Origin of the sequence: Paenibacillus sanguinis 2301083 = DSM 16941 (assembly GCF_000374825.1) — a bacterium.
Lineage (GTDB): Bacteria > Bacillota > Bacilli > Paenibacillales > Paenibacillaceae > Fontibacillus > Fontibacillus sanguinis.
The window spans coordinates 398,370-417,862 of record NZ_KB895376.1 but is presented as its reverse complement, the minus strand read 5'-3'; the positions used below and the strand labels follow the sequence as shown (position 1 = coordinate 417,862).

Here is a 19,493-nt window from a genome sequence, read left to right as displayed (position 1 = left end):
AGGACATAAGAAGCAAGCCCTCTCTTCATCGCTTCTCGCCAAATAGCTCGGCCAGCAGCTCATAGGAGCGTAATCGGGCCTGATGATCATAGACTTGGGCGGATACAATGATCTCGTTCGCTTTGGTGCGCTCAATCATCTGCTCCAGCCGGGCAGCAACCGTCTCAGGAGAGCCGATGGCTGCATAGCCTAGTTGGCGCTCGACCAGAGCTTGCTCCTGCGGTGTCCAGTCCAGGCGATCCGTAGGCGGACTAAGCTGGGCGGTGCGCCGCCGAATCAGATTCAGGAATTGCTGGTGTTGGGAAGTTGCCAGATATTGAGCTTCCTCATCTGTATCCGCCACAATGGCATTGATACCGATCATGGCGTAAGGCTCAGTCAAACCAGCGGAAGGCTGAAAGTTCGAGCGGTACAAATCCAGTGCGGGCATCAGATAATCTGGCGCGAAGTGGCTGGCAAAGGAGAACGGCAGTCCTAGCTGTGCCGAGAGCTGGGCACTAAAGCCACTGGAGCCGAGCAGCCAGATCGGAAGGTTAAGCCCTTCGCCGGGAATGGCTCTTACCCGCATTGTGGAGTCTGATGTGGGCTGGAAATAGCTGCGCAGCTCCCCAAGCCGCTCCGGAAAGTCCTGACCATCGCTGCCTGGGCCGCGGCGAAGCGCCTGTGAAGTAAGCGGGTCGGAACCGGGTGCCCGTCCCAGGCCAAGGTCAATCCGCCCGGGATAAAGGGATTCCAGTGTACCGAACTGCTCAGCAATAATCAGCGGCGAATGGTTGGGCAGCATGATGCCGCCGGAGCCAACACGAATTGTGCGGGTGCCTCCGGCTACATGACCGATGACAACGGCGGTCGCCGAGCTGGCAATGCCAGGCATGCTGTGGTGCTCGGCCAGCCAGTAACGATGATACCCCCAATTTTCAGCGTGGCGGGCCAGGTCCAGCGTGTTGCGCAGAGACTCGGTGGCTGTGCTGCCGATGGTAATCGGCGCCAGGTCGAGAATGGATACGGGGATGTCTAAGAGATGCGACTTAGTCATATATCTAATCTCCTTTTTGAATTCGCAATTTATGAAAGCTGAAAATAAAAGGCACTGAGTCATATAAGGCTCATTCAATTTATTATAATCCAAATTTGAACAAGAACGAAACTGCTGGATTTTGCTTGTCACTCAGCTTACTCCCCGGGGAGGATGGTTATATGAAGAAATATATCCCGTTCACCTATAAAATGCTCATTCCCTACCTGTTGCTGGTGTTGTTGACAGATGTTATTCTCGGCTATGTTTCATATTCCATGCTGGTGGAGTCCCGTACGGAAATGGCTGAGACGAATATTCGCACAGGGATGGAGCAGGCAAGAAATAATATTCGCTATCAGATGGATGAAATTCAGCGAATGTCCGACACCCTGTTCGGTGACTTGGCGTTTCAACGTGCCTTACAGACTCGGGGAGAGCCGTATGATATTTATCTGGTCATGATGGATGTCATCGTGCCACAGGTCACCGCACCACTCAAATTGTTCGGCAATGATATCCGTCTGATGCTATATACTCTCAATGACGACTTGAACATGGTGGCAGGCGATCATTTGGAGGAGCCGATCTCCGAGAGCGATTATTATATCTTTCCTTTTAAGGAGATGGAAAGCGCGGCATGGTATAGGGAATTGAAAGAATCCGGGCAGGACAACACTTGGGTTCAGGTCGACACCGATGGGCAGCTTGGCAATATCTCGCATATGCGGCGTTTAATCTCGTATAACGGCAACATAACCCTGATTGGTTACCTTCGGATCACCGCTTCGCTGGATGATCTGTTTGGCGATTTCTCTACCTTCCCGGTAGAGGAAGGAATTACGGTACGCCTCTTACATAAGGCAGCAGATCGTAAGCTGCTTTATCAACGGGGAAGCGCGGCGGCGGGTGCCGGCGTTAATGGCTACCTGAGTTTGTATGAGCCGATTCCGGGTTCCGATTTCATCATCGAAGCGCTGGTGCCAGAGGCTTATCTGAAGAAGGACGCAGGCCGAATGCAGCAGGTAGTCTTGACCGTGTGCGGCATCAGCTTTATCGGTATGACCGTGATCGGGCTGGTTGTAGCCCGCTTGTCCGGCCGGAAGATGAACCGGATTGTCCGGCTGGTCCGTTCATTTCAGGATGGGAACTTCCAGAAGCGAATTCGGTTCTCTGGCAATGATGAATTTGTGCATATTGCCGACGCGTTTAATGTTATGGCCGACGATATTCAGAAGTTGATCAACAGTGTGTATGTGCAGGGCATTGAGAAAAAGCAAGCAGAGCTTAAGGCGCTGCAAGCGCAAATCAATCCGCATTTTCTATATAATACATTGTCTACGATTAGTAGCTTGGCTAACTTGGGCGAGACCTCCAAGGTGACTGAGATGGTACAGGGCTTGTCGCGCTTCTACCGGCTGACCTTGAATCAGGGAAAGGTGGTTACCACGCTGCAAAATGAGTTAATGCAGGTAGAAACCTATCTCGACATTCAAAGAGTCAAGTATGCGGGGGCCTTTGCGGTACATATTGATGTGGAGCCTGAAATTTTGCCGATTCCGGTCATGAAGCTGATTCTTCAGCCCTTTGTGGAAAATACATTCAAGCATGCCTGGTTTGGGGAGACCATTACCATTTTAATCGTGGGAAAACGGCGCGGACACCAGATAGAGCTTAAAGTTATCGACAACGGAATCGGTATGAAGCCGGAGGTGGCAGCACGTTTGATCGAGGGCCCCACCCACTCAGGTGGCTATGGGGTGAAGAATGTCCACGAACGAATTCGACTAAGATACGGCGAACCTTACGGAATCCGAATTGCCAGCATATTTGGTGGGGGGACGACGGTGCAAATAAAAATTCCATTCACTCCTGCATCGGCACCCGATCCATAACCTGATTTCCAGCAGAAACCGTAAATCGGTGAATTTGTATCACTTTTCATTGAATACCGCTATGTTCAGGGCTAGAAAGGGCTATTATGCTCAAAATGGGAGTATTTTAGCGCGGAGGAATGCGTGATGAATGTCAATGTATTGTTGGTCGATGATGAGGCGGTTGATCTGGAATGGCTTCGGCGAAGAGTGGCTGGCAGCGGGCTTGACTTGCAGGTTATTGCAGCCGTAAACAGCGGCTTCAAAGCACTGAAGGTGATGGAACACGAGCAAGTCGACTTGATTCTGTGTGATATTCGCATGCCGATTATGTCTGGAATGGAATTCGCCCGGAAAGCCAAGGAGCATGCTCCAGGTGTGAAAATTGTGTTTATCAGCGGGCATGAAGACTTCGAATATGCCAAAGAGGCTATTAGCATAAGCGCATCTGGATACCTGCTGAAGCCGGTGGGCGATCAAGAACTCTATGAGATGGTTGGTGGATTATGTGACACGATCAGACGGGAGCATGAGCAGGATCGCACGTATACCGAAGCTTTGACCCTGCTGGGTGAGGGCATGTTGCTGCGGTGGCTGAATGGAATTTCCCCCGAGCAGGTTACAGGACATGTCCAGGGGCTGATAAGCCCGTTGCTTCAGGTGGGCACGGTAGCCGCCATCATAGAAGTGGATGATGTGCAATGGAAGGCAGGGGGATTGCCGAAGGAGGAGCGGGACCATCAAATCCATAAGGTCTTTTCGTTTGTACAGTATTTTGTTTCCGAGATGAAGCTGGGTACATTTATGATTGATCAGCCGGCCCGGTACGTTCTGTTGGCGGGGATGCCGGAGCCTCTATTCCTGGAATGGCTTGAGGAGTTAGTCCGGGCTGTGCGGCAGATCTCGGCGTTCTCCGTAACGGTCGGGGTAGGCACAGAGGCTCGAACGGAAGAGGAACTGCGTGATTCATACCGGCGAGCTCAGGCTGCATTAAGCGCCAAGTGGCTGGTTGGCAAAAATCGGCTGATTCGCGAGAACCGGTTATTGACGCCCGGGAACCGTTGGGTCTCGGAGCAAGTGGATGATATCCTGAAGCGGATGCTTAAGGCTATTCTAAGCTATGACCTGGTTGGAATTGATGATTGTCTGGTGGAACTCTTCTACCAGGGCCAGCCGTTAGCTTATAAAAATGATGCGTATGATTTGATTATTCAAATCACCGCGAAGCTGCATGCCGGACTACGGGAGATTCATGAGGATTTGTACGAGCTGCTCAGCTGGGATACGAAGCAACCCGAGCTTCTGTTCCAGTTCGAGACGATTCATGATATTGTCTCCTGGCTACGCAAGAGGTTCTTTGAATTATCCGAATTGCTATATGCCAAGAAGACGAAGCAGAAGCGCAAGCTTATCGAAGAAGTGATCCATTATGTCGAGGATCACCTGGAGCAGAAAATTACCTTGAAGGAAGTGGCCGCTCACTTCGACTTCAGCCCCAATTACCTGGGCTATTTGTTCAAGGAAGAAACCGGGGAGCATTTCAGCGACTTTCTGAATGAACTCCGAACCAGGCGGATTTGCTCATTGCTGCAAGATCCGGGATACAAGATTTATGAGATTGCCGAGCGGATGGGCTACAGAAATATTATTTATTTCAATCGCCAGTTCAAGCAAGCCACCGGCATGACGCCGGGGCAATATCGCAAAGCACTCCGAGTTTAAGGGTAGCTGCTACATGTGGTCAGGGACGCGTGAGGCCTGTTTGCAGGTCGGAAGCGTCCTTTTTTTGTAAATACCGGGAAGCCAAGGGGCAATCGTGGAATTAGTATTAGGATTAGTTGTTTTACTGAATCCCTTTGGTAAGCGCTTAACTTTATACTGTTTTTATATAGACAATCATCTAAAAGCGTGGCGAACAAGTAAACGGAGAGCCGGTATGGAGTTGAAACAGCGAGTGTAAGCCCATATCGACCGCAGGCCACTATTGTTCATCCGGCTTTTAAAGGGGGAGCTCGAACCATGAAGCTAAACAGGCTGTGGAACGATATCAAGAAATATAAAATACTGCTGCTTATGCTCGTACCAGCCGTATTGTTTTTTCTGCTGTTCGCTTATGTGCCGATGGCAGGGATTGTATTAGCCTTCAAGCAATACAACTACACGGGCGGGGTGTTCGGAAGTCCATGGAATGGGCTTGACAACTTCCGCTTCTTCTTTGAATCAGGGGATGCCTGGCGAGTTACGCGCAATACCGGACTCTATAATCTTGCCTTCATTATAGTGAACAACGCACTCCAGATTTTTGCCGCTATTTTGTTGTTTGAGGCAGCGGGCCCGTGGTTCCGAAAGCTAACGCAAACGGTCATGTTCCTTCCTTATTTCATTTCATGGGTTGTCGTTGGGGCTATTGCCTACAATCTGTTCAACTATGATTATGGCACTATCAACGTGCTTCTGGGTGCTATCGGGCTGGAGCCTCTTGATATCTATAATACGGCATCATACTGGCCGCTGATTCTCATCGTAGTATCTGCGTGGAAGGCGCTGGGTTACGGCACGATCATGTACTTGGCCGCGATTACCAGCATCGATACGGAAATGTATGAAGCGGCGGAAATTGATGGAGCGAATGTCTTCCAGCGAATACGTCGGATTACCATTCCCAATCTGTATCCTACAGCTATCATTCTCATGCTTCTGGCTGTGGGCAATATTTTCCGAGGGGACTTCGGTATGTTCTACAACATGGTCGGTAACAACGGACTGCTGTTCTCCTCCACCGATGTCATTGATACCTTTGTATTTCGCTCGCTGACAACCTCAAATGAAATTGGCATGTCGGCGGCGGCAGGCTTCTATCAGTCCATACTGGGCTTCGCTACGATTATGCTGGCCAACTATGCGGTGCGTAGATATGATCCGGATCGCGCCTTATTTTAACCTGCGGAGGTGAAATCAAACATGAGATTGAACGTACCAAAAATCATACCGGCACCATTGTCTGTGAGCAAGAAACGCCTGGCCCCGGATCGCTTGCTGCTGCAGCTGCTGGGGTACACCGTGCTGACGTTACTGACTCTCTTTTGCCTGTTTCCCTTCATATTGGTGATCTCTTCGTCTCTGACGGAGGAGAGCAGCATTATTGAGCACGGATTTCAGCTTATTCCCTCTACCTTCTCTCTGGAGGCTTATGCGATTCTTTTTAAATATCCGGAGGAAATGCTGAAGGCTTACGGAATTACGATTAGCGTGACCCTGCTTGGAACTTTCTTTGGCTTGTTTCTAACCTCTATGACGGCCTATGTGCTATCCAGAAAAGATTTCAAATGGCGGAACCGCTTCTCTTTCTTCTTTTTCTTCACGACCTTGTTCAGTGGAGGGCTGGTTCCGTGGTATTTGCTGATCGTTAACTATCTGCAATTGAAGGACACGCTGCTGGTGCTTATTTTGCCGATGCTGATGAATGTTTTCTATATCATTGTCATGAAGTCGTTCATGAGCAGTATCCCGGAAGGCATTATTGAATCGGCCAAGATCGACGGAGCCAATGATTTTCAAATTTACCTCCAGTTCGTTCTTCCGTTATCGAAGCCGGCTCTGGCGACTATCGGGTTGTTTATCGCGCTGGGCTACTGGAATGATTGGTACAACGCGCTTTTGTTCATTTCCAACTCTGATCTGATGCCGCTGCAATACTACCTGTACCGCCTGCTTGGCAATATGGACGGCATGCGCAAAGCCATGATGGCCGCCGGGGCGGTTATGTCCTCGGATATCCCGACGGAGAGTCTGAAGATGGCGATGACTATCGTAGCTACGGGACCTATTATGATCGCATATCCTTTTATTCAGCGTTACTTCGTGCAGGGGTTGACGATCGGTGCGGTGAAGGGGTGACCTCAGGGCAACCTGGTTGCTAATAGATACATTCATCTTATTCTTTAGGGGGAATTACAGTCATGAAACCAAACAAGAGCTTCATGGTTCTGCTTGCCGTCATTTGCGTACTGGCCGCTGTGCTCTCTGCATGCGGGAGTAGTACGGGGAATGAGACAAATCAAGGGAAGGAAGCGGCTGCGCCGGGTAATACTGGAGCGCCTGAAGTGACCGAGGGAGCGGGGGATATCTCCAAGGAAGCGACGCTTAAGCTGCTGATGATTGGCAGTAAGCCAACGGATTATGATGAAGTGTTCGGAGAATTGAATCGACTGTTAAAGGAGAAGATCAACGCTACCGTAGAAACGGAATTTCTCGATTGGGCGGATTGGACGCAAAAATATCCGCTGAAATTTGCCGCCAATGAGGATTTTGACATCGCTTATACGGCGAACTGGGCCTTTTACAATGATCAGGTGCTAAAGGGCGGATTCCTAGAGTTGACGGAAGAGATGCTGCAGCAATACGCCCCCAAGACCTGGGAATCGTTATCTGAAGTTGCATGGGAGCAAGCGAAGGTCAACGGCAAGCTGTACATGGTGCCCAATAACAATCAGGAAGTTACGGACAAGGTGGTGCTAATTCGCGAGGATTTGCGAAAAAAATACAATTTGGACCCGGTGAATAGTCCGGAGACTTATGCGGCTTACTTAAAGGCGATTGCTGGGGAGAAGGGCATCAGCCCATTTGGAGCCAAACCGGCAGATGGCTGGAAGTGGCATGAGTTGGACCAAATTTTGCTGGAACAGCAAAACGAATGGAATTTGGTCGATTATAATTTCCCGCTGGGCTACAAGCTGGATGACCCCTCCGGCCAAGTCTTTAATGTGTACGATACGCCGGAATTTACACAGCTCATAGAGTATTACAAGGACCTGGCGGATCATGGGGGCTGGTCCAAGAACATTGTTAGCAATAAAAATGATGTCTTTCAGGATATCAAAGCCGGTAAAATTTCTTCTTATTCGCATAATCTCGGAACCATTTCCAGCAATATTGGTGAAATTCGCCGCGACAAGCCGGAGTTGGAGGTGGGCATAGCCGACTTAACCCCAGACAAGAAAAAGATCGGGGCCATCTCGACGCAAAATGGCATGAGCATTCATGCAACCTCCAAGCAACCCGAACGTTCACTTATGCTGATTGATTTGCTCCAGAACGATAAGGAAATTCATGATCTGACGATGTATGGCATAGCCGGCAAGCATTACGAGCCTGTGGGCGACGATAAGTACAATCCGGGTCCCAGCTACGCGAATTATACGGGTTTCTCCGTATGGGGCTGGAACTCCCTGTTGAACCGTACAGATGCTTCGTATCCGGAGGAAGGTACAAAAATGCTGGAAGAGTGGCAGTCCAAGGTGTATCATTTTCCGCTGGAGACCTTTGTATTCGACGACACGAAGGTGAAGAACGAAGTAGCGAACGTAGGAAATGTCATGCTGCGTTATGCGATTCCATTGGAATATGGCCTTATCAAGGATTTGGAGAAGGGGCAGGCTGATCTGATCAAGCAATTGCAGGCAGCGGGACTCGATGTCATTCAGCAGGAACTGCAAAGTCAAATTGACGCATTTCTTGACCAATAAGGAGAGGATGATTCCATGAGTGCAAGAAGGATGAAGTATCGGCCTATTAGCGAGAAGCTTCCCGTATTTATGCATGGAGCCGATTATAACCCCGATCAGTGGCTGCACGACTCACAGGTGTTGGCCGAGGATATACGCCTGATGAAGCTGGCGAACTGCAATGTCATGGCCGTCGGGATATTCTCTTGGGCGATGCTGGAGCCGGAGGAAGGAATTTACCATTTTGCATGGTTGGATCAGGTACTCGACAATTTGGCAGACAACGGCATTTATGCCTGGCTGGCTACACCCAGCGGTGCCCGCCCTGCCTGGATGTCGGAGAAATATCCCGAAGTGTTGCGCGTCGAGAAGAACCGCGTGCGCAACCTCCATGGGATGCGGCATAACCATTGCTTCAGCTCTCCGGTCTACCGCGAGAAGGTAGCGCAGATCAATAGCAAGCTGGCCGAGCGTTATTCCGATCATCCGGCCATCGTTGGATGGCATATCTCTAATGAGTATGGCGGGGAGTGTCATTGCGATTATTGTCAGGAAGCCTTCCGCTCCTGGCTCAAGCGCAAATACGGTTCCCTGGATGCTCTGAACCGTGCCTGGTGGACGGCCTTCTGGAGCCATACGTACACCTCCTGGACGCAAGTGGAATCTCCGGCCCCGCATGGCGAGACAATGGTGCACGGACAAAATCTGGATTGGCGCCGTTTCGTCTCGGATCAGACCATCGATTTTTGCAAGCATGAGATGCTTCCGCTCAAGCAAGCCAATCCAACGTTGCCTTGCACTGTAAATATGATGGATTTGTACGAAGGACTGGATTATCGTGAGTTCGCCAAGGCGGTGGACGTAATATCCTGGGATGCTTATCCAACCTGGCATGCGGCGGAATCCGATGCCAAGATAGCCTCCTGGTTCGCGTTCAATCATGACCTGTTCCGCTCCTTGAAGCAGAAGCCGTTCATGCTGATGGAGAGCACGCCATCCTTAACCAATTGGCAGCCTGTCAGCAAGCTGAAGCGGCCGGGGATGCACAAGCTATCCTCCTTACAGGCGGTAGCACATGGCTCGGATACAGTGCAGTATTTCCAATGGCGGAAGAGCCGGGGCTCCAGCGAGAAATTCCATGGTGCGGTAGTTGATCATGTCGGTCATGAGCATACCCGTGTGTTCCGTGATGTAGCCTCCCTCGGGGAATCGTTGTCGCGGCTAGCTGATATTGTAGGCACTTCGGTTCCGGCAGAAGCAGCCATTTTATTCGACTGGGATAATCGGTGGGCTATCAAAGATGCTCAAGGCCCCCGCAACCAGGGGATTCATTACGAAGAGACAGTGGTGCAGCATTACCATGCCTTATGGGAAAAGGGGGTGCCCACCGATATCATAGGTGCATTTGATGAGTTCGACAGCTATAAGCTCATCATTGTTCCTATGGCTTATCTGCTTCGCAAAGAAACGGGTGACAAGCTGGAGCAATTCGTCAGAAATGGCGGTACGCTATTGGCGACATATTGGACAGGGGTCGTTGACGAAAATGATCTTTGCCACCTGGGCGGATTTCCGGGTCCTCTGCGCAAGACGGTTGGCGTATGGGCGGAGGAAATCGAGGGATTGCATGATCATGAACGCAATGCACTGGTTATGGTTGAAGGTAACTCACTAAATCTAAGTGGTGTGTTCGAGATCCACGAGCTTTGCGAGCGTATCCATGTGGAGGATGCCAAGGTCATTGGAATGTATCAGGATGATTTCTATGCTGGAGAACCGGCGCTGACCGTTAATGAGCTTGGCAAAGGCAAGGCCTATTACTTGGCGGCACGTGTCAGCGATTCTATCTTCTATGAAGAGTTATATAGCCGGCTGGTTCAGGAGGCGGGAGTTCGACAGGCCCTGGAGGTTGACTTGCCTCCAGGGGTCACGGCGGGACTAAGAACGGATGGGGAGTATGAATATATCTTCGTGCAGAATTTCTCCGGACAATCGGCCCTTGTTGAACTGCCCGGGACCCCATTCGAGGATGCCGAAAGTGGGGCATCGTTAACGTCAAGCTCTATAGAGCTGCCGGTGAATGGTATTTGTGTTCTGAAGCGTAGGGCAAGCCTGGTTTAGCAGCTTAAGGTCGGTATAGTTATAAGAGATAAAGCAGCCGCCCCGTTAAGGGGATCGGCTGCTTTTGCTTGATGGACCTCTATAGCGATGCTTCTCAATAGCGTGTTGTATAATCTAAATAGTAAAAAGCGAAAGATGATAAAAAATATCCAACTGGAACAAGGGAGTGCAGCTTCGATTGAATAAAACAGAGCGTCTTTTAGCGATTGTGATGGAGCTACAGCGAAGCAAATTGCTGACGGCCGATGCCTTGGCAGAGAGCTTGGGAGTCAGTGCAAGAACGATCTATCGCGATATGCAGGCTTTGAGTGAAGCCGGTGTTCCTGTCATGAGTGAGACCGGATCAGGATATTCCTTAATGGAAGGTTATTTTCTGCCCCCCATTAGTTTCACTGTGGATGAGGCTGTATCGCTGCTTCTGGGTGCTGAATTTATAGAAAAGCGTTTTGATCCTGCTTATCGTCACAGCGCGCGTTCTTCCCACAGAAAAATCGAAGCCCTGCTGTCTCTTCCCATCCGAGAGGAGACAAGCCGCATTCAAGGGAGCATCCGTCTGCTCCAAAAAGATGAATTGGATATCCTGACTAGGGAGAAAGTAAATCTGGGAAGCATTCGCGAGGCCATGCGGGAGGGTAAGAAATTACGGTTCACCTATCATAAAGGGGTTGCTGGAGCGGATGGAAACCGGGTTACGGTGCGCACCGTATCGCCATTCGGATTGGCACATGATGAGCAAAATGGCTGGCTCTTGCTTGCTTTCTGTGACCTGCGGGAGGACATTCGTCATTTTCGAGTTTCTCGAATCAGTGATCCTGCCCTGACGGATGATACGTTTCAACTTCCGGATAACTTTGATCTCCATTCTTATCGACCGAAGGATACCCGCAGCATCCGGGTCTGTGCCATTTTCAATCCAGCAGTCATCGATAAAGTCGAAGAAGCCAGCAACTATTACATGGAGACTACCGAGTCTAAAGAGGACGGTTACCATGTCACTTTCCGAGTGCGTCAACCGGAAGAATTGCTGTCCTGGATACTTGGATGGGGAGCGGATGTGGTAGTGACGGAGCCTGAATCCTTCAGAAAACAGGTAAGAGAAGAAATTACAAAGATGAAAGAACGCTACTGACATACTGGTGGCAATAGGGGTCTTGTACAATCAAGATATACTAATAACAAGGAGGACATTTATTATGTCAGCAATTGGACCAGATTTCATCTCACTTCAAGTGAGTAATCTTGAAGGCTCTGCAGAATTCTATCAAAACTATCTTGGACTGGTTCGCTCACAGGCGGGGCCCCCTCATGCCGTAGTCTTCGATACCAAGCCGATTACTTTTGCTCTTCGTGACCTGATTCCAGGAACGGAACTCGGTTCAGGTACTCAGCCTGGACTTGGTGTCGCTCTGTGGCTTTATGCCCCGGATACGCAAGAAATTCACGACAAGCTTGTAGCAGCAGATGTAAAGATTACATCCGAACCCATAGACGGACCCTTCGGGCGAACCTTTACCTTTGCCGATCCGGACGGTTACCTCATTACCCTTCACAGTAAAGCCTAACTAATCAGATGTAGCCAGCTCTCCATACGGTAAACAGGTGAAATAATAAAACCTGTTACTGTGAGGGGAGCTTTTTTATGTCGAGCAATTAGTGCTCAATTGAATTTTTGATGAATTGATTGTATTCATTTATGAGCTTGTCTAGCCGTACTGATTGACGAATGACATGAGGATGGCTTAATTGCCCATTATATCTTTCAGTCAGTACATGGAGTTTTTTTCTGGCAGTTTCAATACGTTTTTGCAGGCTTTGCAATTCCATATAGACATCCTCCCCATGTAATATTCTAGGGGATTATGTTAAAATCTTGTACAACTCATTAATGACAGAAGAATATTTCTATATCATGTTGCTTTCATCTAAAAATGCTGTTTTTAATTGTGTAAACCGCTGTTTCTCCTGATTACCCGCATGGTCACTGTATTCCTGGAATAAAACAACACTATTAATAATATTTCTGACACTGCTTATTCTAACGGATAATTGCAGTGCTTCCAGGACTAGATTTAATGCAGCCTTGGGATTTTTTTTGCCTCTATAGGCCGCTAAATCACAAAAGAATTGTACCGTTTTTTCTGCCATCACGGTCTCATTGTACATGCCATAGTTAGCATTAACCATGGTTGAGGAGGGGAGATATGGAGCAAACCTTTCAAGTATAGGATCAATATTATAGTTATACTGATTTGCTGCCTTGATGATGTGAGTCAAACCAACAAAAATTTCATCTGGTCTCGTTTCTATATATTTTGCATATTCTGTTAACGCTTCCTCATGCCCTGATAAGACCTTATACAAATATGTGTTAGCAGTGGCCCATTCTTTGAATTGTGAAATGATACGCTCTGCGATCTCGTCTTTCTCCCGAATCCAATTCGCACCATTTGCATAAAGCGTTACAAATTCCAACGCCTTGTTATAGTCCCCATATTGTTCATGAGCGGTGGCGCGGGCCAGATATGCATAAAGAATATAATAATATAATGGCTGTGCTGTTTGAATTAAGGATTCTTCTTTGCGGCACGACCCACCATGTAAATGATACAAAGAGGATGCCAACTGCTGTAGTTGAACTGCTAATGCCTCTACCTTGGGCCATTTATGGACCATGCCAAAAATATGCATAAGCTGCTTTAGAGCCTCTAATTGCTCCATTTCAGGCAGGCGATTGGTATAAGGCTCAAACTGCGTGGCTGCTAATAGGTTTTCTTCTAAATCTTCTCCTAATTGAAGGCTAAACAAGCGGTACCGACAAAGAGCGAGGCGCTCAGAGTGTTGATACCGTTCAGACTCGGCAACCTGTCTATAAATCAAAGCTGCTGCCTTTACCTTTTCTTGCTTGAAAAGCTGCTCAGCAATCGCAAATAAAGCGGTATTGTACTGACGATCTTCCAAAAGCCGTCCAACAACCTCTTCTATACAATCCAGCCGCTCTAGCTCAGCACAACGCAAAATAAATGGTCGAATTCGGCGTAGATTGCTGGATGAAGCAAAGCATTCCTCAATATACTCTTCGTATAAGCCGTCCTGTGGTAGCTTCATAGCGTTCGTAATAAGTTGTAGCTGCCCTAGGGAGATTGGCTTTAACCCCTTTAAAATCCGGCTTAACGTTCCTGTGTTAATGGTAGATATCTGTGAGAACCTGGATATAGACAGCTCCTCTTCTACCATATATTGTTCTAATATTTCACGTATCGATCGCTGCAAAGAAAGACCTCCAGCCTCAAATGCCATATATTAGGATGATTATTAGTTTTACAGTATACCTAAAATTAAATTGGGGTCAACTGCAATACTTAATAATAGGCTCGGTTGGTTTTAAACATGGTACTCCTCATAAACATCGAAAAATAAAAAAGCAGCCGCCGTATCAAAACGGTTAGCTGCTTTGCATTTTCATGATGTATTGTCTACGGCTCGAAAATTACCCCTTCACCGCTCCCGCCACTACGCCTTTGACGATGTATTTCTGCAAGAAGATGAAGACGATGATCGAAGGCAGGACAGCCATAACCATGGCGGTCATTGCGTATTGCCAGTCGGAGGTATATTGTCCGACGAAGGTGTAGGCGGCCAAGGTCAACGTCTTGGTGGCTGGTGACCCATTGACCATCAAGAGTGGAAGCAGGAAGTCATTCCAGATCCACATCACATCGATAATGATGATCGTGGTGGTCACCGACTTCAACAGCGGGAAGATTACGCTGAAGAATAAGCGAAAGCCGGAGGCGCCGTCTATAGTGGCACTTTCATCAATCTCTCGTGGTATGCCCTTCACGAAGCCATGGTAGATGAACAGGGCCAGCGGAGCGCCAAAACCCCAATACAGGATACCCAGCCCCCAGGTGCTATCCGACAAGTGGAAGCTCTTGGCCATTTGCAGCACGGTCAGCATGATCGATTGAAACGGAATAAGCATTGGCATAATGCAGATGAAATAAACGATCGAGCTGGCTCTGGATTTGGTGCGGGCTAATTTGTATGCCGCGATGGAAGAGATCAACACAATGCCAGCCAGACCCAATACGGTAATGACTGTATTGTTCAGGAACAGCCGCGGGTAGTTGATGAACTCCCAGACGTAGCTATAATTCTCAAAAGCCAGCTTCTTCGGCAAGGCAATGACATCAGTCATGACCTCGGAGAAGCTTTTTAGCGAGTTGTTGATGGTCAGGAATAACGGGTAGAGGAACAGGATGGACAGCAGCACCATCCCGATCTCCAAAATAATGCGGCCCACTTTGTTTTTGTTCATTATGCCTCAACCTCCCTGCGTTTGAAGATGGTAAGCTGGATGATCGTAATGATCAGCACCGCTACGAACAGAATCAAGGCCTTGGCCGTACCGTAGCCGTACAGGTTGTTCTGGAAGGTATCGCGGTAAATGTCATAAGCTACGCTGTAGGTGGTTCCGCCCGGGCCACCGCCCGTCAGGGACAGGATTACGTCGAACACCTTGATCGAGTTGGTCAGCGCCATGAAGACGGAGATGGTAATGGAAGGCGCCAGCAGTGGCAGCGTGACATTGAAGAAGCGGCGAAGCGGTCCTGCGCCGTCTACAGTAGCAGCTTCCTTAAGATCATCCGGCACCGATTGCAGACCGGCGATATAGATCACCATGTAGAAGCCGATGGACTGCCAGATGGAGACGAACAGGACGGATATGAAGGCAAGTCCCGGCTCGCCCAGCCAGCTTAAGGCGAACATTCCCCATCCGGTGCTCTCTCCAAGTGATTCAAAGCCCTGCATGAAAATAAACTTCCAGATGAAGCCGACAATAACCAGGCTGAGAATATAAGGAATGAAGAAGGCGGCTCTTAGCCAGCTTGTCGTCTTCAGCTTCATATCGAGAACCAGTGCCAGCAGAATGGCGAGTACGTTAACCAGTACGATATAGAGAATGGCATATTTGATCGTGAACCAGGCGGCACTTGTGAAGTTGGCATCGCCCATGAAGATCTGCTTGAAGTTATCCAGACCGATAAAGGTTGGATGCTTGGAGATCCCGTTCCATTTTGTCAGGGAATATCGAATCGTCATCATGAATGGATAATAAAATACGGCAACAATCGCGATCAGAATCGGCAAAGTAAAGACGCCAAACTCCAGTTTTTCCGCTCGCTTTCTCCCAAGTTTAGACATAATGCACCTCTTTTTTATGACATTTAGTGATAGACAGGGTGTTTGCTTGTTCTACACATATCGCCCTTTTCGGCTATAATGTAATTATAAAACAGCGTTTACATTGCCAAAATGGATTTAAGAAAACAGTTAAGGGTAAAAAGGTGAACTGGCTGCGCAGCGGTGGATGGGCCAGAAACGGGGGCAGTATGTCGAACTGGATCAGGCGAGTAGTGATCAGGCTTAGAGACCGGGTGTCGCGCCGATTGGTCAATAAGCTTATTCTGTTATTTACGGCAATGATTGTATTGGTCGTTGGATTGTTAACCGTTATTTCCTATCAGATGCTAGAGCGGGAATCGGTGAGCTATAGCATTGAAAGTACGACCAGCAACCTGAAGCTGGTGAATCAGAAGCTGGAGGATTATATGCAGGGTGTTGAGCAGTTCTCCTTGCCACAAATCCGATATGAAGAAATTTTACAGGCTGTGGTTAGCGAAGAGACGGAATATGCGTCAAGGATGTATCTGGAGGATTACTTGCGAGAGTTGTTCTACTCACGTAATGATCTGGAGAGCATTTATTTATATCTGATCGATCAGGGAAAGTATTATTCAATTACCAGGGAGGCCTATAACATCACCGTTCGATCCAGCTTCCGTGAAGGCATTCCGGAGCAGCCGTGGTATCAGCGGGCGATGGAAAGCTCGCGGAACCGTTCCTATCAATCCTTTATCGTCCCTGGCAGCGAATCTGGATATGGCATGAGCGAGGAGCCTAGCTTCATGGGCTATCATCGTGTGCTTCGCTCTCTTGTTACACGAGAACCGAAGGCGGTGGTCTCCTTCTACCTAAAGCCTGCTGTGAAGGATCAAATTTTGAACGATGTGCCGTTTGAGGAGGGCGAGCATCTGTTATTCCTCGGGCCGGACAATGAGCCCTTTCATGTGGACAATCTCGAATTCCTGCGGCAGCTTGAGCAGGCTCCATGGCTGGACCGTTTGGGCGAGGACCCCTTCATGAAGCCTCTGACCTGGACGGATGCAGAAGGCCACAAGTACCTGGTGGTCTATAATGTGGAGGACAGCGAGGGGTGGAAGCTGGTAAAGCCCATTCCTTATAGTAATATTTATGCTGCTGCCAATGCGACTCGGAATCTGGGATACCTCATTGGTCTGGTGTTTCTGGTCATTTCCATCGTGCTGGTGACGTTAATTTCCAATGCCATTACACGTCCGCTGAAGGATCTGTCTCTGCAGATGCGGCGGTTCAGCGAGGGAACCTTTGATGCGGAGATTCCCGTACGGGGCCGGGATGAGCTGGCTTATTTATCCCGCCATTTCAATCGGATGGTGCGGCGCACTCATGATCTCATCAATGAACGCTATAAGATGAAGCTGGTTGAGAAGAATGCGATACTCAAGGCGCTGGAGGCGGAGATTAATCCCCATTTCCTCTATAATGCCCTGCAAGCTATTTCCACTAAGGCACTGAAAAGCGGGGATGAAGAAGTGGCGGATATGGTAGATGCGCTGGCCTTAACTCTACGTTATTGCATCAGCGGCAAGGATATCGTGAACGCGCGGGAAGAATTGCGACATATTGAGCGTTATCTGGTCCTGCAGCAAGCCAGATTTGGCAGTCGCCTGCAGGTGACAGTGGAATGGGAGGAATCTTTGAAGGACCTGCAAATCCCCAAGCTGTCCATTCAGACGCTGGTGGAGAACTCCATCAAGCATGGCCTGGAGAAGGTATCGACCGGTATTGTGATCATCATTCGCGCGGAGCTAAGCGAGAGCCATGCGGTTATCTCGGTACAGGATAATGGGCCGGGCATTCCTCCGGAGCGGTTGGAGCAAATCAAGCAGTCGTTCGCCATCGTTTGGGACGAGCAGGAGGGGGAGAATATCGGACTCAAAAATTTGTATACCCGGCTAAGACTACTCTATGGGGAAGAGGCTGAACTGGCCATACGCAGCGAGGGAGCCGGTACAGAGATGATTATGTTAATACCGCGAGGGGGCAGCAGTCATGTATAAAGTGTTGATTATCGACGATGAGGAGCCTCTTCGGGAAGCGATACGCATTCTCGGCAACTGGCAGGGGCTGGAGATCGGGGAGGTATTGGAAGCCACGGACGGCAAGGCGGGCCTGGCGATGCTGGAGCAGCATAAGCCCGACATCGTTATGGTGGATATGAAGATGCCGGAGATGAACGGGGTGGAGTTCCTCAAGATCGTTGAGCAGGCCTATCCCGAGCTACTGACCATCGTCATTAGCGGGTACAATGATTTTGAGTTCACCAGACAGGCTATTCACTCCAAAGTAGTGGACTATCTACTCAAGCCGGTTAATCGTCAGGACTTGAATCAGGCCTTGCGCAAAGCCATCGATGTGCTCGCAGCCAAACGGCAGCTCCAGAGCGAATCTATTACAAGAAACATCACCTTCAATATGTCGCTGCCCAAGCTGAAGGAGAAGATCTACTTGTCCATTATCGACCGCAGCTTCAAGAAGCAGAGCAATCTGGGGTTCCTCCCTCTAATAGGAGCAGATGATCCGGATAACCGCTTCGGAGCGCTGGTGTTGCGCATTTTGAATCTGGAAGCGATCCGGGACAGTCGCTTCAATCAGGATACGGAGCTATTGCATTTTGCCGTTGCGAACGTCATTAACGAGGTGGCCGGGAATCACCTGATCTGCTTCAGCTTCGCTAATCCCAAGCAGGAGCGGGAGATCATCGCCGTTTATACCGCGCACGGTGGTTACCCCAAGGAGGTTAACTTCCGATCGGGAGAGCTGATGAAAAAGGTGGTCGCTACTTTAAGCAGCTTGTTTGGCATTTTGACGGCGGGGGGCGTCGGATCTGTCTGCGAGGATGTGCTGGCCGTAGCCGACTCCTATAAGGAGGCGGTGGACAAGATTGAATGGATTGATTTGCTCAAGCTTGAGGGGAAGGCAATCATAGGCGCCGGGGGCAGTTCACCCGTGCAGGATAGCTTCTCCTTCACCAGCCGCTTGCCCATTCTTCGCAGCGCCCTGGAGGCCGGGAACCTTAAAGCTGCCAAGACGGTCATGAGCGAATACGCCAAAAAAATAAAATCCGGCGAATCCTTCACCCTCGGGCAGGCGGACCGTACACTGCGCGAGATTATCGTTCTATTAAATGATACCGCTACTGACCTTGGCGTTCCGACAGACCGACTTCCTGGCGCCGGAGGAGAGCGGGCGCTGAGCGCGATAGGTCTGTCTACCGACTATGCTGCCTTCGAGCAATACGAAGCATTGCTATGGAGGCTGACGGCGTACTACAATGAGCAGATTCGCCGTTCGTTAGCGGGCAACAGACCATTTAACGTGGATGACATCAAGGTTTACATCGAAGATCATTATTTTGAGGATATCAAAATTTCAATGTTCACCGAGAAGTATTTTCTCAGCAGGGAATACTTGATGAAGCTGTTCAAGCAGCAATATGGTCACGGTATCCATGAATACGTTCAGAAGGTGCGGATGGAGAAGGCAACGGAACTGCTGAACGATTCTTCCTTAAAGATTCAGGAGATTTCCGAGATGCTTGGCTATAAGGATAAGAACTATTTCAGCAAGGCGTTTCGGAACTATTACGACCTGTCTCCCTCCGAATATCGTGTGCGTCAGGAGGCAGGGGTTAAAAAGTGAACTAACCCATCATTCCACTTTTTTACCCTCAAATCATCACATATCTACATTTTGTCTGTTAAATCTATTCAGTAGAATAAGGGCATGGCAGCTCAAGTGTGGCTGCTATAAGGA

General features: G+C 49.1%; 15 protein-coding genes. 10 read left to right on the top strand and 5 right to left on the bottom strand.

The features are described from left to right. Positions 1 to 25 precede the first annotated feature (25 nt). A complete protein-coding gene (locus C557_RS0101960) occupies positions 26 to 1,036 on the bottom strand; it encodes an LLM class flavin-dependent oxidoreductase (RefSeq protein ID WP_018750136.1) in 1,011 nt (336 codons plus the stop codon). 161 nt (positions 1,037 to 1,197) lie between these two features. Here C557_RS0101960 and C557_RS0101955 point away from each other — a divergent pair, with 161 nt between their 5' ends. From C557_RS0101955 to C557_RS0101920, 8 genes are all read left to right on the top strand, one after another. Continuing rightward, entirely contained in the window at positions 1,198 to 2,910 is a 1,713-nt protein-coding gene (locus C557_RS0101955; RefSeq protein ID WP_018750135.1) for a sensor histidine kinase, read from the top strand. A 126-nt stretch (positions 2,911 to 3,036) separates the two neighbouring features. Continuing rightward, entirely contained in the window at positions 3,037 to 4,611 is a 1,575-nt protein-coding gene (locus tag C557_RS0101950; protein ID WP_018750134.1) for a response regulator, read from the top strand. Positions 4,612 to 4,908: 297 nt separating this feature from the next. Beyond that, positions 4,909 to 5,829: an ABC transporter permease gene (locus tag C557_RS0101945; RefSeq protein WP_018750133.1), complete on the top strand. Its 921-nt coding sequence runs from the start codon at positions 4,909 to 4,911 to the stop codon at positions 5,827 to 5,829. A 21-nt stretch (positions 5,830 to 5,850) separates the two neighbouring features. Next, positions 5,851 to 6,786: a carbohydrate ABC transporter permease gene (locus C557_RS0101940; RefSeq protein ID WP_018750132.1), complete on the top strand. Its 936-nt coding sequence runs from the start codon at positions 5,851 to 5,853 to the stop codon at positions 6,784 to 6,786. A gap of 62 nt (positions 6,787 to 6,848) precedes the next feature. Beyond that, positions 6,849 to 8,414, top strand: a complete 1,566-nt coding sequence (locus tag C557_RS0101935; RefSeq protein ID WP_018750131.1) for an extracellular solute-binding protein — start codon at positions 6,849 to 6,851, stop codon at positions 8,412 to 8,414. 15 nt (positions 8,415 to 8,429) lie between these two features. Then, a complete protein-coding gene (locus tag C557_RS0101930; protein ID WP_018750130.1) occupies positions 8,430 to 10,514 on the top strand; it encodes a beta-galactosidase in 2,085 nt (694 codons plus the stop codon). Positions 10,515 to 10,692: 178 nt separating this feature from the next. Then, positions 10,693 to 11,643, top strand: a complete 951-nt coding sequence (locus C557_RS0101925) for a helix-turn-helix transcriptional regulator (RefSeq protein ID WP_018750129.1) — start codon at positions 10,693 to 10,695, stop codon at positions 11,641 to 11,643. Between the two features lie 64 nt (positions 11,644 to 11,707). Beyond that, entirely contained in the window at positions 11,708 to 12,076 is a 369-nt protein-coding gene (locus C557_RS0101920) for a VOC family protein (RefSeq protein ID WP_018750128.1), read from the top strand. Between the two features lie 88 nt (positions 12,077 to 12,164). On the opposite strand, the gene C557_RS0101915 is transcribed toward C557_RS0101920, so the two are convergent. The 4 genes from C557_RS0101915 to C557_RS0101900 all read right to left on the bottom strand — a co-directional run bounded on the left by C557_RS0101915 (position 12,165) and on the right by C557_RS0101900 (position 15,719). Further along, entirely contained in the window at positions 12,165 to 12,338 is a 174-nt protein-coding gene (locus C557_RS0101915; protein ID WP_018750127.1) for an aspartyl-phosphate phosphatase Spo0E family protein, read from the bottom strand. Positions 12,339 to 12,416: 78 nt separating this feature from the next. Further along, positions 12,417 to 13,784 carry a hypothetical protein gene (locus C557_RS22805; protein ID WP_018750126.1) on the bottom strand — a complete coding sequence of 456 codons (1,368 nt, stop codon included), beginning with the start codon at positions 13,782 to 13,784 and terminating at the stop codon, positions 12,417 to 12,419. A 217-nt stretch (positions 13,785 to 14,001) separates the two neighbouring features. Next, complete coding sequence (locus tag C557_RS0101905; protein WP_018750125.1) at positions 14,002 to 14,832, bottom strand: carbohydrate ABC transporter permease; 831 nt, start codon at positions 14,830 to 14,832, stop codon at positions 14,002 to 14,004. Then, the gene (locus C557_RS0101900) at positions 14,832 to 15,719 is read right to left on the bottom strand and encodes a carbohydrate ABC transporter permease (RefSeq protein WP_018750124.1); all 888 of its coding nucleotides are present in this window, start codon (positions 15,717 to 15,719) and stop codon (positions 14,832 to 14,834) included. Before C557_RS0101900 ends, C557_RS0101905 begins: the two co-directional genes overlap by 1 nt. A 188-nt stretch (positions 15,720 to 15,907) precedes the next feature. On the opposite strand from C557_RS0101900, the gene C557_RS0101895 reads away from it, so the two are divergent. Further along, positions 15,908 to 17,737, top strand: a complete 1,830-nt coding sequence (locus C557_RS0101895; RefSeq protein WP_040676285.1) for a cache domain-containing sensor histidine kinase — start codon at positions 15,908 to 15,910, stop codon at positions 17,735 to 17,737. Beyond that, the gene (locus C557_RS0101890) at positions 17,730 to 19,379 is read left to right on the top strand and encodes a response regulator transcription factor (RefSeq protein WP_018750122.1); all 1,650 of its coding nucleotides are present in this window, start codon (positions 17,730 to 17,732) and stop codon (positions 19,377 to 19,379) included. The genes C557_RS0101895 and C557_RS0101890 overlap by 8 nt, the downstream gene beginning before the upstream one ends. Positions 19,380 to 19,493 lie beyond the last annotated feature (114 nt).